Origin of the sequence: Massilia sp. YIM B02763, from assembly GCF_030412015.1 — a bacterium.
Taxonomy (GTDB): Bacteria; Pseudomonadota; Gammaproteobacteria; order Burkholderiales; family Burkholderiaceae_D; genus Telluria.
This window is the reverse complement of record NZ_JASNRD010000016.1, coordinates 52,663-66,300: the sequence shown is the minus strand read 5'-3', so window position 1 is coordinate 66,300 and position 13,638 is coordinate 52,663. Positions and strand designations below refer to the sequence as shown.

Below are 13,638 nucleotides of genomic sequence, written 5' to 3'. Positions count from 1 at the left end.
GCTCTCCATGAACGATTCCACTTCGAAAAACGACATCCTGTTCGCCCGCGCCCAGAAGACCACGCCGGGCGGCGTGAACTCGCCGGTCCGCGCCTTCCGTTCGGTCGGCGGCACGCCGCGCTTCATCACCCGCGCCGAGGGTCCCTACTTCTGGGACGCGGACGGCAAGCGCTACATCGACTACATCGGTTCCTGGGGCCCGGCCATCGTCGGCCACGCGCATCCGCAGGTGATCAAGGCCGTGCAGGATGCGGCCGCGCGCGGCCTGTCGTTCGGCGCCCCGACCGAGGGCGAGATCGAGATCGCCGAGGAACTGTGCCGCCTGGTGCCGTCGATCGAGCAGGTGCGCCTGGTCTCGTCCGGCACCGAGGCGACCATGAGCGCGCTGCGCCTGGCGCGCGGCGCCACCGGCCGCGACAAGATCGTCAAGTTCGAGGGCTGCTACCACGGCCACGCCGATTCGCTGCTGGTGAAGGCCGGCTCGGGCCTGCTGACCTTCGGCAACCCGACCTCGGCCGGCGTGCCGGAAGACTTCGTCAAGCACACGCTGGTACTGGACTACAACAACATCCCGCAGCTGGAAGACGCCTTCCAGTCGATGGGCGACACCATCGCCTGCGTGATCGTGGAAGCCGTGGCCGGCAACATGAACCTGATCCGCGCCACCCCGGAATTCCTGCGCCGCATGCGCGAGCTGTGCACCGAATACGGCGCCGTGCTGATCTTCGACGAAGTGATGTCGGGCTTCCGCGTGGGCATGGGTGGCGCCCAGGCGCTGTACGGCATCACCCCGGACCTGACCGCGCTGGGCAAGGTCATCGGCGGCGGCATGCCGGTGGCGGCCTTCGGCGGCCGCGCCGACCTGATGGAAAAGATGGCGCCGGTCGGCCCCGTGTACCAGGCCGGCACGTTGTCCGGCAACCCGGTCGCCGTGGCGGCCGGCATGACCACGCTGAAGCTGGTGCAGCAGCCGGGCTTCTACGAGAAGCTGTCGGCCCAGACGGCCAAGCTGGTCGACGGCCTGACGGCGGCCGCGAAGGAAGCGGGCATCGATTTCTGCGCCGACGCCGTGGGCGGCATGTTCGGCATGTACTTCTCGGCCACCGTCCCGTCCAGCTACGGCCAGATGATGGCGGGCGACAAGAACCGCTTCAACAGCTTCTTCCACGGCATGCTGGAAGAAGGCGTGTATTTCGCGCCGGCCATGTTCGAGGCGGGCTTCGTGTCGGCGGCGCATGACGATGCGGTGATTGCCGAGACGGTGGAAGCGGCGCGCCGGGTCTTCGCGCGCCTGGTCTAAGTAGTAGCTCCCAAAAAAACCGTCGCTCCCGGCATTGCCGGAAACGACTCCCTGCGAAGGCAGGGACCCAAGTTGCACGCGCTGCGATAGCGCCAGCATTAATTGGGTCCCTGCCTGCGCAGGGACGACGTCGTTGTATGTTGCCTATGCCTGATGCACCGCCGCGTGCCGCTGCGCCACCGCCACCCGGCGCGAGGCGCGCTTGCGCCACCAGATGATCACGCCCGTCACGCTCAGCATGGCGACGACGACGCCCATCGCCGAGATCAGGATCCGTCCCGGCAGGCCCAGGATGCGGCCCGAATGCAGGGGGAACTGGGCCTGCACGAAAATGTCGGCGGCCGTGCCCTTCCACGGCTGGCGGTCGCCCAGCAGGCGGCCGTCGGTGCCGTCGTAGTACAGGAGCGCGGGACCGACGCCGCCCGTGCCGTGGTCGTCGCCCGGCTTGTACAGGCTGACCATGTAGATGCCGAATTCCTGGGAATAATAGATGCTGCCGACCGGCTCGCTCCAGCCGCGCGACTTCGCTTCCCGGCCGGCGCGTTCGATCACGTCGGCGAAGGGCTGGCGCGGCACGACGTAGTGCTGCTTGTCGGCCATCGGGCGGGTGTCGAACGGGGTCGGCGTCACCTGCGACACCTTGCGCATCACCGGATAGAAGACTTCGTTGTACAGGTTCAGCGAGAACGCCGTGAACGCGAGGATGAACAGCAGGATCCAGGTCCACAGGCTGAAGGCGCGGTGCAGGTCGAAGTTCAGCTTGCTGCTGCCACCGTTCCAGCGCACCTTCCACGCCGGCTTCCAGCGCTGCCACCACGACTTGCCGGTCGCCGGCGCGCGCGCTTCCAGCGCGTTCTTCCTGCGGCGCACGGGCAGCGTCAGGTAGAAGCCGACGAAGCTGTCGACCATCCAGATCATCGCGATGCCACCCATCAGCCACAGGCCCCAGCGGTCGATGCCCCACATCTCCGGGATGTGCAGCGTGTAGTGCAGGCGGTACAGGAAGGAGACGAAGGTTTCCTGCGTGATCGGCCACACGGCGCCCCACTCGCGCTTGCCCAGCTCGACGCCGCTGACCGGGTCGACGAAGACCTGGTTGAAGCCCGGCTTGGTCAGGTCCTGGGTGACGGGATCGAAGCGTGGCGACACGCCCAGCGCCAGCGATTCGCCCGGTTCCACGCTCAGGGGGATGTAGGACACGCGGATCTCGGGATAGCGCGCCTCGACCTGGCGCGCCAGCTCCAGCGGGGACTGCGGCTTGCCGGGCGTGTTCGCTTCCATCAGGTGGGGATTGAGCACGTCGTCCAGCTCGTGGTCCCAGGAGATGATGGCGCCGGTGACGCCGCTGACGAACAGGAAGGCTGCCGTGAGCAGGCCGAGGTAACGGTGGATCAGTGTCCAGAAGGCACGCATGTCGACCTGTAAGGGGATTGATTGGAAACGCAAATAATAACAATTCTCATTTACATGTCAACAGGTGACGAGACTATTTGCGTATCCAGGCGCGACGGCGGGCGAATTGTGGAGAAAACGCATCGCCGGCCACGGGCCGGCGACGGGATGCTTACTTGAGCCAGCCGCGATGGCGGAAGTACAGGAAGGGCGCGATGGCGCTGACGACCATCAGCGACAGCGACCAGCCGTAGCCGAACTTCCAGTGCAGCTCGGGCAGGAATTCGAAGTTCATGCCGTAGATGCTGGCGATGAGGGTCGGCGGCAGGAAGGCGACCGAGGCCACCGAGAAGATCTTGATGATCTTGTTCTGGTTGATGTTGATGAAGCCGACCGTGGCGTCCATCAGGAAGTTCACCTTGTCGAACAGGAAGGACGTGTGGTTGTCCAGCGATTCGATGTCGCGCAGGATCTGGCGCGCCTCGTCGAACTGTTCCGAGTTCAGCAAGCGGCCGCGCATCAGGAAGCTGACGGCGCGCCGCGTATCCATCATGTTGCGGCGGATGCGGCCGTTCAAGTCTTCCTCGTGGGCGATGGCGTTCAGCGCGGCGGCCGCGTCCTGGTCGGTGAATTCCTTCTGCAGCACGCGCTGGCTGACCGCTTCCAGGCTCTCGTAGATGCCCTCGAGCGCATCGGCCGAGTATTCGGCGTCGGTCGCGTACAGGTCGAGCAGCACGTCCATGTAGTCCTCGATCGAGCCGGGACGGGAGCGCGCGCGCAGGCGCACGAGGCGGAACACGGGCAGGTCCTCGACGTGGACCGAAAACAGCACCTTCTTCGACAGGATGAAGGCGACGGTCAGGATGCGCGACGGCCCGTCCTCTTCCTCGCGCAGGAAGTCGGTGCGCAGGTGCAGGTCGCCGTTCTCGCCTTCGTAGTAGCGCGCGGATGCCTCGATGTCCGAGACCTCGTCCTCGCCGGGCAGGACGACGTCGTACTTGGCCTTGACCCAGGCGCGTTCTTCGTCGGTGGGATCGTTCAGGTCGACCCAGACTGCCTCTACATTCTCCAGATCGGCGCGCGAAGCGATCGGTACCTGGTTCAGTCGGCCATTTTGTAGGACAAATACGTTGATCATGCGCTCTTTCTGGGCCGGATTCGGAAACAGCGCAAGTGTACTAGCAAGGACCGGACGCGGCCACCCCAAAACGACATTTCGCGAGGCGGCACGCGGGCTTGCCGACGTTTATTCGCCAAAACCCGTTCAGGCGGGCGGGATCAGGTGGCGGAACGTGGGTTCGATGTGCTTCGCATGCAGGAAGCGGACGATGTCTTCCAGCGTGGCGTCCTTGAGCAGCAGGTCGTCCGGGAAGGCGCCGGGCTGCCTGGACACGGGGGCCGGCGCCGGGGCGGGTGCCGCTGCCGGGGCAGTCGCCGGCACGGCCGCATGCATCTGGCGCAGGGCCGCCAGCGCCGCCTGGAACTGCGCCGGCGCGATGCGTTCCAGGCCATCGACGAAGCCCAGCTGGCCGGCCGCGGGCGGCTGCATGTCCAGGCCCGATTCGTCGGCGAAGGAGGCGCCCATGCCCGGGTGGATGAAGGCGGACCAGGTGCCGGTGGACGCATCCAGGTGCGGCGGCAGGTCGACCGGCATGCCGACCTCGTCGGCCGGCAGCGCCATGTCCGGATGGGCGAGTCCCAGCAACCGCACGAACTCGCGCGCCTGATCGACCGGCACGGCCTCCTCCAGCGACAGCCACAGCACGTAGCCGCCGCGGGCGGCCACGCTCACGGCCGGCGCCGGGAAGCCGTAGTCGGCCTGCAGCGCATTGGCGATCGCGCACAAGTCGTCCCAATGCCGCGCTTCGGCGCCCGCCGCCTTGCGGAACGGGATGGTGATGCCGCGCACCTGTTCGCCGTGCAGCGGCAGATACAGCCTGGTCAACTCCGCATCCAATCTATCCATCTATTTCCTCACTTCGGGGTCAGGTCCCGATTTTTTCAATATTCGGGGTCAGAGCACTTTTTGTGGCAATGGCCTGTCCGAACTCTTTCTGCCTTTACGCCACGGTTTCGCGACGAAGCCGGAGAACCGGCGGCGACATGGCGCACAGATACGGGATTCCAATATGTGCTCTGACCCCGAATTCCCCCAATAATGTGCTCTGACCCCGAATTCCTGCCCCCGAATTTGGGGGGCGGATTCAGGGCAGTTCGGCGGCGTTCATGCGGCGCTGGATGATCGCCGTGCGGCGCGCCAGGTAGTTGGTGTCGCGGTGGCGGTCGTAGTAGCGCGGGTTCGGCAGCATCACGGCCAGGCGCGCGGCCTGGGACGGGGTCAGGTTGGCGGCCGCCGTGCGGTAGTAGTGGCGCGCGGCCGCCTCGGCGCCGAACACGCCGCGGCCGAATTCCACCACGTTCAGGTAGATCTCGAGGATGCGCTGCTTGCTCATCACCGCTTCCAGCATGTAGGCGATGACCAGTTCCTGGCCCTTGCGCAGGTAGTTGCGCGAGCCGGACAGGAACAGGTTCTTGGCCAGCTGCTGGGTGATCGTCGATCCGCCGCCGACGACCTTGTGGCGCTTGTTGTTACGCTCGTAGGCGCGCTCCAGCGCATCCCAGTCGACGCCGTCGTGCTCGAGGAAGTTGCCGTCCTCGGAGGCGATCACGGCGCGCTTCAGGTGGTTCGAGATGCGGTTGTAGGGCACCCAGGCCTGTTCCAGCTTCGCGTTCGGGTTCTGTTCGCGCAGCGCGGACAGCTGCTGGCGCATCATGCTGGTCGACGAGGGATTGAACTGCGTCCACCAGCAGACCATCAGGAAGAAGTACAGCTGCACCAGCAGCACGGCCAGCAGCGGGCCGAGGACGAGCCATTTGAGCCAGCGCCGGCCGCCGGGCTTCGCCTTGGATTTGGGTTTGGGCTTCGCGGTGGCCGCGGCCTTGAGCGCATCGAGCATAAGTCGTTATCAGGTGGAGCGCATCCGTTCGAGGACGGCCGTGGTATCCGGCCGCACGCCGCGCCAGCCGGCGAAGGCTTCGGCGGCCTGCTCGACCAGCATGCCCAGGCCGTCGCGGGTCGCCGCGCCATGCGCGGCGGCGAATGCCATGAACGGACTCGGCGCTTTTCCGTACATCATATCCAATGCCAGCGTGCCTTGGCAAAAGGCGGCGGCCGGCACCGGCGGCATGGCGGCGGCCAGGCTCGCCGACGTCGCGTTGACGACCACGTCGAACGGGCCGGCGACGCCCTTGCCAACGTCGTCGAAGCCGCAGGCGGTCACCTGTCCCGGCGCCGCGTGGCCCGCGAAGTGGGCCACCAGCGCGTCGACCGTGGCGCGCGTGCGGTTGGCGATGACGATCGCGGCGGGCCCCTGCTGCAGGAACGGCAGGATGACGCCGCGCGCGGCCCCGCCCGCCCCCAGCAGCAGCACGCGCTTGCCCACCAGCGGCACGCCGGCATTGCGCACGATGTCCGCGACCAGGCCCGGGCCGTCCGTGTTGTCGCCGACGATCTCGCCGCCCTCGAAGCGCAGCGTGTTCACGGCGCCGGCCAGGCGCGCGCGCTCTTCCAGCCGGGTGGCGACGGCCGCCGCTTCCAGCTTGAACGGCACGGTGACGTTGGCGCCCTTGTAGCCGGCCGCCACGAGTTCGCGCACGGTCGCCGCGAAGCCGTCCAGCGGCGCGAAGCGGCGTTCGTAGGCGATGTCCTGGGCCGTCTGCGCCGCGAAAGCGGCGTGGATCTCGGGCGATTTGCTGTGGGCGATCGGGTTCCCGATCACGCAGTATTTGTCTGTCATGGTGTCGAATGCATCAAACCGGGGTCAGAGCCGGGGTCAGAGCCCGGTTTTTGGAAATTGAACTTGGGCACGCGCCTGCGCGGGTGCGACGCATGCTCCCATGGACCTATCCACGCAGTTCCGCCTGCAGCGTTTCCTCGCGCGTGAACCGGAAGCGCGTGATCACGATCCACAAGTCGTCCTTGTCCGTCGAGCGCATATTCGCCGGGAACTTGCCGAACGGCGCCGCGCGGCGCACGATGGCCAGTGCCGCGCGGTCCAGGGCCGGGTTGCCGGAACTGCGCTCGATGCGCGGGCCGCCTTCCTTGTCGTAGATGCTGCCGTCCTGGAAGATCGGGATGTACACGACCAGCTCGCCGTACAGCTTCTTGCCGTCCTGCTGGGGGAAGTTCAGCGTGCCCGTCTCTTCGACGCGCTTCTGCATCTCCTTGTAGTACATGGCGTAGCCCACTTCGCGCGTGCTGGGGCTGATGAAGGTCTTGCGCGGGCGCTTGTTCTCGTCGTTGATGCGCTGGGTGATCTCGGCCGTCATGCGCGCGATGGCCTTGGCCGAATCGACGTCGTCGGCGCCCGTGCGGCGCGGGTCGGGCCTGGCCTGCTCGGCGGTCGGCGCCGTGTTGAAGCTCGAGGCGCGCGTGCGCGTCAGCATGTTCTTCTGCTGCTGTTCCAGTTCGGCGATGCGGCGCTGCAGCGCCTTGATGCTGTCGCCATCCTCGACCTTGCGCAGGTCCGGCAGCGGCGACTGGGCCCGTCCCGCATCGGCCTTGCCGCCGCCATCCAGGTTGGCCTGGGCCAGCGCCTCGGCCTTCAGCGGGGCGCGCTGGTGCTTGGCGTTGACGAGGATGACTTCCAGTCCCGGGTCGGCCGGCTGCAGCCGGAACGTGTCCGGGGCGGCGAAGCGGATCGCCAGCAGGCAGGCATGCGCCAGCACCGAACAGGCGATGGCGATCATCAGGGGACGGTTGTGGCGAAGGCTGTTCACGCGCTGCGGGGTGGGACGGTTGGGGTCATGAAACTCCCCATTCTACCGTGCTGCGCGCGGACTTTGCGAGGTTCGCGGGAAAGTATCGGTCTTGCATGCAACATGGGATTGTCGCGCATTCAAGAGCCGTTGATGAGGTGGCAACGGTCAGGTGGGCATGTGATGCCCACCCTACCGTGAGGCGGTGCGCACGGGCGCGTGGACGGCGGAGCCGTCCACCCTACGGTCAAGCCGCCGGCTCCGCCGGCACATCCGTCTGCGTTTCCGGATCGACCACGGTGACGCTGCCCTCCGCTTCCGCGCTTTCCGTCGCTGCCGCTTCTCCCGTATCGGCGCCCTCTTCCTCTTCTTCCAGCTCGAGTTCCGCCCCTTCCGGCGCCACGGCCGCCACTTCGAGCAGGCGCGCTTCCAGCGCCAGGTCGACCTCGTCCCAGCGCACGATGTCCAGGCGCACCTGGGCGCCGCGCGCCACCTGGGGCATGCCCGGCAGGCGGATCACCAGCGGGATCTCGACCAGGCGCAGCACCTCGTCCTTCAGCACCACGGCATCGACCTGCTTGGCGTGTTCCTGGCCCAGCCAGCGCAGGCACCAGTAGCGTTCCATGTTCTGCTGGAAGTCGTTATAGGCCGCATAGGCGGCGTCGAAGGCCGAGACGATCGAGAACAGGGTCGCGTCGCGGTGCTTGAACGGCGCGACCAGCGGCGCCGTCACGCCATTCGTGGCGCAGGCGATGATCTGCCACTGGTTGACGAGGTCCGTGTAGCGGCGCAGCGGCGACGTGCTCCAGGCGTACTGGTCGACGCCCAGGCCCTGGTGCGGCGCCGCGTGGGTGACCATGCGCACCTGCATCTTGGCGGCCCAGCCGCCCGCGCCCGGTCCTTGCGAGCGGTAGATGCCCGGCACGCCGCAGTCGTGCAGCAGCTTGCCCCAGGTGCTGTTGGCGAAGATCATCAGTTCGGCCACGATCTTGTCCAGCGGCGCCCCGCGCTTGCGGCGCACGATGGTGACGACGTCGTCCTCGACATAGAAATTGAAGTCGACGCGATTCGCCTGCTCGGGCTTCAGGCCGAAGGCTTCGCGCTTCTGCATGCGGCCCGCCTCGAGCTTGAGCGCCCATTTCCACAGCAGGCCCAGCTCGGCCTTGTGCGGATACTCGCCTTCTCCGCTGGCCAGCGTCTCTTCGTTGACCAGCTCGTCCAGGTCGTTGTGGCGCAGGTTGTTCTTGACCGGCACGCGCTCGGCGCGGGTCTCGGTCGAGACGACGGACCAGTCGTCCGGATTCAACACGGCGTACAGCGACAGCGCCGGGCAATCGTTGCCCTCGGCCAGCGTGAACGCATTGACGACCTCGTCCGGCAGCATCGTGATCTTGTCGCCCGGCATGTAGACCGTCGACATGCGCGCGCGCGCGATCTTGTCGATGGCATCGTCCGGACGGATGCCCAGGCCCGGCGCCGCGATGTGGATGCCCACGCGCACGGTGCCGTCGTCCAGTTCCTGGACGGAAAACGCATCGTCGATCTCGGTGGTCGTCACGTCGTCGATCGAGAACGCGGCCACATCCGCCAGCGGCAGGTCGGCCGGGGCCGACGGGACCGCCACGGGCGGGAAGCCGGCGCCGCGCGGGAAGTGCTCGAACAGGAAGCGGGACATGTGCAGGTCCTTGGCCGAGGCGATGCCCTTGGTGGCCAGCATCAGCCGCTGCGGCGTGGTCTGCAGTTCGCTGGCGGCCGTGTCCAGCGCCTTGAATTCGATGCTGTTCTTGTCCGGCTTGAACAGCAGTTGCTGCACCAGCGGCTGCATCGACGCGGGCAGCCTGCCCGCCTTCAATTCCTCGACATAGGATGCCTGGACGATGGCTTGCTGCTTCTTCTTTTCGATGCCGGCCAGCGCCGCGCGCAGCGACTGTTCCGGCGCCGCCTTGTAGCGCCCGCGCCCTTTTTTATAGAAATAGATCGGCGCGCCATGCAAGGCCAGCACCAGGCCGGCCGCTTCCGCCGGCAGGGGCGCGTGGCCGAAGTATTCGGCGCCCAGTTCCGCGAAACCGAACTCGTCCTCGCCCGCGACTTCCCACAGGAATTCGAGATCGACGTCGCCGGCGATCGCCTTGGCCTGGTCCAGCAGCGTGGCCGCGTCCGGCTTGTCGAACTGCAGCATCACGTCCTTGGACTTGACCTTGGTACGCTTCCCGCTCGGCATTTCGACCTGGTAAGCCTCTCCCGCTTGCGACAGCACGGTGCCGACCTTGAAATCGCCGGACTCTTCGAAAAATACGTTCATCTTATTTGGACTTGGTTGATGTACAGGCCAGCTTCAGCACCGCGGGCAAGAATACCTCGGTGACCAGCAGCAGGCCTTGACGGCGGCGATAGACGCAGCGCCGGGCAAAATAATCGGCATCCGCGGCGAACGGCACGTCGTTCTCCAGCAAGGCGGCGCGCACGCGCGCGCGCAGCGGATGGCCCGGACGGATCCGGGCGTATGCAAGCTGGCCACGCTCCACCAGCGGATCGTAAAACAGCGTCGTGCCGAGCGAACGCTCGCCCAGCGCGGAAAACAGCGGCCAGTCGCTGGCCGTGGCGGTCAGCGGCACCACCGTGTGGCCGTACACGACGGGACGGCCGTCGCAGCGCAGCAGCACTTCGCGCTCCCACACGCGCAGCGGGCGCGGCAGGCCGATGGCCCCCGCCTCGTCGGCCAGGCAGACGTTGCCGGCCTGGCGCAGCTTCTGCACGCGGAAACTGTCGCTGCTCGCCACCAGGCGCGCCGTCAGCGAACCTTCCGTCGTCAGCCAGTCGCGCATCGGCGCCGGCGCATGCACGCCGTCCGGATGCGCGAGCCAGCGGGCCCGGCGCAGCGATGCCGGCCTCAACTTGCCTGTTCCGATCCGGCCGTGCCTTCGTTCCGTTCCTTCTGTTCGATACCGCAGAATGCCAGCACTTCGTCGACATGGCGCTCGAATTCGGAAATCGCATGGTCGCCGCCGTCGATGACGTGCTGATGGGCGCCCGCGTAGTGCGCGACCATGTCGCGGTAATCGAGCACCTCGTCACCGGTAGCGGCCAACAGGAAATAGCGCTGAGGATCGGTAATGTGCGCGATTTTCAGCGCCGCCAGTTCTTCGATGTATTCCTGCTTGAACTCGAACGGCTCGTCCGAATGCCAGGCCGTCGTCGTGCCCACGTGCTGTTCCAGCCGCGACAGCGGGTCGACGGCCGGGTTCAGCAGCGCCGCGCGGCAATGAAACCGTTCGGCCAGCCAGGTCGCATAGAAGCCGCCCAGCGAGGAGCCGATGATCGCCAGGTTGTCCCGGTGGCGTTCGACCAGGCCCAGCACGAGGTCCATCGCCGCCTTCGGCGACGCCGGCAATTGCGGACAGGTCAGGTCGTGGGCGCGGCCGGCGCGTTCCATGCGCTGCTGCACGACGCGCGCCTTGTAGGAACGCGGCGACGAGCGGAAGCCGTGCAGATACAGGACATGCCCGTCCGGGATGTGCGGATTCGAATTCATGCCTTCGCAGCCAGCGCGTCCAGCAGCTTCTGGTGCACGCCGCCGAAGCCGCCATTGCTCATCACGAGGATGTGGTCGCCCGGCTGGGCCGCCTGGACGACGGCCTGCACCAGGTAGTCGAGCTGGTCGAAGCTGTGGGCGATGGCGCCCAGCGGCTTGAGGGCGTCGCCCAGCGACCAGCCCAGCGCCTGCTGGCTGCCGAAGCCGAACACGAGGTCGGCATCCTTCAGGCTGCCCGGCAGCGCATCCTTCATCGCGCCCAGCTTCATGGTGTTCGAGCGCGGTTCCAGCACGGCCAGGATGCGGCCCGTGGTACCGATCTTCTGGCGCAATCCGCCGACCGTGGTGGCGATCGCCGTCGGATGATGGGCGAAGTCGTCGTAGACGGTGACGTTGTCGACCGTACCGCGCACTTCCATGCGCCGCTTGACGCTCTGGAAGCGCGCCAGCGAGTCGATCGCCTGCGCGGGCGGCACGCCCACGTGGCGGGCGGCGGCGATGGCGGCCAGCGCATTGCTGCGGTTGTGCTTGCCGGTCAGGTCCCAGTGCACGGTGCCCTGCTTGTCGCCCTTGAACAGCACCTCGAAGCTGGCGCCGCCCGGATGCTCGACCAGGCTCCAGTCGGTGCCGTCGGACGCGCCGAAGGTTTCCTTGTCGCTCCAGCAGCCGCGCTTGAGCACGCGGCCCAGCGAGGCTTCGTCGCCGTTCACGACCAGGCGGCCCACGCCCGGCACGGTGCGCACCAGGTGGTGGAATTGGGTCTCGATGGCGCCGATATCGGGGAAGATGTCGGCGTGATCGTATTCCAGGTTGTTCAGTACGGCGGTCTTGGCGTGGTAGTGCACGAACTTCGAACGCTTGTCGAAGAAGGCCGTGTCGTACTCGTCGGCCTCGATGACGAAGAAGTCGCTGTCCTTGTCGCCCTGCAGCCTGGCCGAGACGCCGAAGTTCATCGGCACGCCGCCGATCAGGAAGCCGGGCGCGTAACCCGCGTCTTCCAGGATCCAGGCCAGCATCGACGTGGTCGTCGTCTTGCCGTGCGTGCCGGCCACGGCCAATACCCATTTGTCGCGCAGGATATGATCGCCGATCCATTGTGGGCCCGACACGTAGCGCAGGCCGCGGTTCAGGATCTCCTCGACCAGCGGATTACCGCGCGTCATCACATTGCCGATCACGTACAAATCGGGATTCAGGCTCACCTGTTCCGGCCCATAGCCCTGGATCAGCTCGATGCCCTGGGCTTCGAGCTGGGTGCTCATCGGGGGATAGACGTTGGCGTCGCAACCGGTGACACGGTGGCCGGCCTCCTTCGCCAGGACAGCGAGTCCGCCCATGAAGGTGCCGCAGATGCCGAGGATATGGATGTGCATTGTTCTGGAATCGCTCAGTGAGTAGCGCTGTAAAGCAAATGAATACGCGATTCTACCCGACGCGATGCCATTTTCCGTTCAAGAGTATGATCTCGGACATGATGCCTAATCCAAATGATGACCTCCAGACTTTGCGCTCACGCATAGCCGCAACGGCGGCCCGCATGATCGCCCAGGATGGGGCCGACTATCACACCGCCAAGGCCAAGGCGGCGCGCCAGGTGCTCGGCGTGGATCGGCCTTCCCCGAATTGTCTACCAGACAACATCCAGGTCGAGGACGAGGTGCGCCGCTACCAGGCGCTGTTCGACAATCCGGCCCGCACCGCGCGCCTGCGGCGCCTGCGCCAGGCCGCGCTCGAGGTCATGGAACAGCTGGCCGAGTTCCGGCCTTACCTGACGGGAGCGGTACTGAACGGCACGGCCGGCGAGCACGACGACATCCACCTGCAACTGTTCGCGGACAGCGCCAAGGAAGTCGAGATCTACCTGCTCAACCGCAACGTCGACCTCGACATCTCGGAAGTCCCCCACTTCAAGGGCGGACGCCACGATCCGGTGGAGGTGGTCAGCTTTACCTGGCAGAAGGAAACCGTGCACGCCGAGCTGTACGAGATGAACGACTTGCGCGGCGCCCTGAAGCCGCGCGCCGACGGACGCGCGCAACGGGTCGATGCGGCCGGCTTGCGCACCCTGATGAACAACGAAGAAAAACAGGCTTGAACCCATGAACAAGAAAAAACTGGCGGGCTACGCGATCCTCGCCGCCGCCTTCACCGTGCTGGGCGCCATCGCCGGCGTCAAGCAGGACGCCAAGGGGCCGGTGACGACCACCTATGCGCCGACCGACGGCCGCGCCCACACGGCGGTGACGAACCTGTATGCGCAATCGCTGAACGACCTGTCCGGCAAGCCGCAGGCCTTGTCCCAGTGGAAGGGCAAGCCGCTGCTGGTGAACTTCTGGGCCTCGTGGTGCGCGCCGTGCGTGTCCGAGATGCCGGAACTGTCCGAGCTGGCCGCCAAGGATGGCGGCAAGCGCTTCAACGTCATCGGCATCGGCATCGATTCGCCGACGAACCTCGCCGAATTCGCGAAGAAGATCAAGATTTCCTATCCGCTGTACGTGGGCGGCATGGGCGCCACCGACCTGGCGCGCGGCCTGGGCAACGCCAACGGCGGCCTGCCTTATACGGTGCTGATCGGCGCGGATGGGCAGGTGAAGAAGACCTACCTGGGCAGGTTGAAATTCGATCAACTGCGCGCCGACCTCGCCAAGCTGTGAGG

The 13,638-nt window shown here is 66.5% G+C and carries 13 protein-coding genes; 3 read left to right on the top strand and 10 right to left on the bottom strand.

All coding sequences use genetic code 11. The features are described 5' to 3' along the window. Nucleotides 1-7: 7 nt before the first annotated feature. A complete protein-coding gene (hemL, locus tag QPK32_RS18985) occupies nt 8-1,300 on the top strand; it encodes a glutamate-1-semialdehyde 2,1-aminomutase (protein WP_290414361.1) in 1,293 nt (430 codons plus the stop codon). A 144-nt stretch (nt 1,301-1,444) separates the two neighbouring features. On the opposite strand, the gene QPK32_RS18980 is transcribed toward hemL, so the two are convergent. From QPK32_RS18980 to mpl, 10 genes are all read right to left on the bottom strand, one after another. After that, a complete protein-coding gene (locus QPK32_RS18980) occupies nt 1,445-2,713 on the bottom strand; it encodes a PepSY domain-containing protein (protein ID WP_290414360.1) in 1,269 nt (422 codons plus the stop codon). Between the two features lie 151 nt (nt 2,714-2,864). Next, nucleotides 2,865-3,830, bottom strand: coding sequence for a magnesium/cobalt transporter CorA (gene corA / locus QPK32_RS18975; RefSeq protein ID WP_290414359.1), 966 nt, complete (start codon nt 3,828-3,830; stop codon nt 2,865-2,867). 126 nt (nt 3,831-3,956) lie between these two features. After that, complete coding sequence (locus tag QPK32_RS18970) at nt 3,957-4,658, bottom strand: hypothetical protein (RefSeq protein WP_290414358.1); 702 nt, start codon at nt 4,656-4,658, stop codon at nt 3,957-3,959. A 238-nt stretch (nt 4,659-4,896) separates the two neighbouring features. Continuing rightward, nucleotides 4,897-5,649 (bottom strand): monofunctional biosynthetic peptidoglycan transglycosylase, encoded by a 753-nt coding sequence (gene mtgA, locus QPK32_RS18965; protein WP_290414357.1) that lies wholly within the window; start codon nt 5,647-5,649, stop codon nt 4,897-4,899. Between the two features lie 9 nt (nt 5,650-5,658). Next, nucleotides 5,659-6,489, bottom strand: a complete 831-nt coding sequence (gene aroE, locus QPK32_RS18960; RefSeq protein WP_290414356.1) for a shikimate dehydrogenase — start codon at nt 6,487-6,489, stop codon at nt 5,659-5,661. Nucleotides 6,490-6,595: 106 nt separating this feature from the next. Further along, entirely contained in the window at nt 6,596-7,441 is an 846-nt protein-coding gene (locus QPK32_RS18955; RefSeq protein WP_290414428.1) for a TonB family protein, read from the bottom strand. A gap of 256 nt (nt 7,442-7,697) precedes the next feature. Continuing rightward, nucleotides 7,698-9,752, bottom strand: coding sequence for a ribonuclease catalytic domain-containing protein (locus tag QPK32_RS18950; protein WP_290414355.1), 2,055 nt, complete (start codon nt 9,750-9,752; stop codon nt 7,698-7,700). 1 nt (nt 9,753) lies between these two features. Further along, entirely contained in the window at nt 9,754-10,344 is a 591-nt protein-coding gene (locus QPK32_RS18945; protein WP_290414354.1) for a chorismate lyase, read from the bottom strand. Beyond that, a complete protein-coding gene (locus tag QPK32_RS18940; protein ID WP_290414353.1) occupies nt 10,341-10,982 on the bottom strand; it encodes a YqiA/YcfP family alpha/beta fold hydrolase in 642 nt (213 codons plus the stop codon). The genes QPK32_RS18945 and QPK32_RS18940 overlap by 4 nt, the downstream gene beginning before the upstream one ends. Beyond that, the gene (gene mpl / locus QPK32_RS18935; RefSeq protein WP_374046769.1) at nt 10,979-12,319 is read right to left on the bottom strand and encodes a UDP-N-acetylmuramate:L-alanyl-gamma-D-glutamyl-meso-diaminopimelate ligase; all 1,341 of its coding nucleotides are present in this window, start codon (nt 12,317-12,319) and stop codon (nt 10,979-10,981) included. The genes QPK32_RS18940 and mpl overlap by 4 nt, the downstream gene beginning before the upstream one ends. 134 nt (nt 12,320-12,453) lie before the next feature. Between mpl and QPK32_RS18930 the strand changes: the two genes are divergently transcribed. Together QPK32_RS18930 and QPK32_RS18925 are read left to right on the top strand one after the other, a co-directional pair. Beyond that, the gene (locus QPK32_RS18930; protein WP_290414351.1) at nt 12,454-13,077 is read left to right on the top strand and encodes a hypothetical protein; all 624 of its coding nucleotides are present in this window, start codon (nt 12,454-12,456) and stop codon (nt 13,075-13,077) included. A gap of 4 nt (nt 13,078-13,081) precedes the next feature. Continuing rightward, the gene (locus QPK32_RS18925; RefSeq protein WP_290414350.1) at nt 13,082-13,636 is read left to right on the top strand and encodes a TlpA disulfide reductase family protein; all 555 of its coding nucleotides are present in this window, start codon (nt 13,082-13,084) and stop codon (nt 13,634-13,636) included. Nucleotides 13,637-13,638 lie beyond the last annotated feature (2 nt).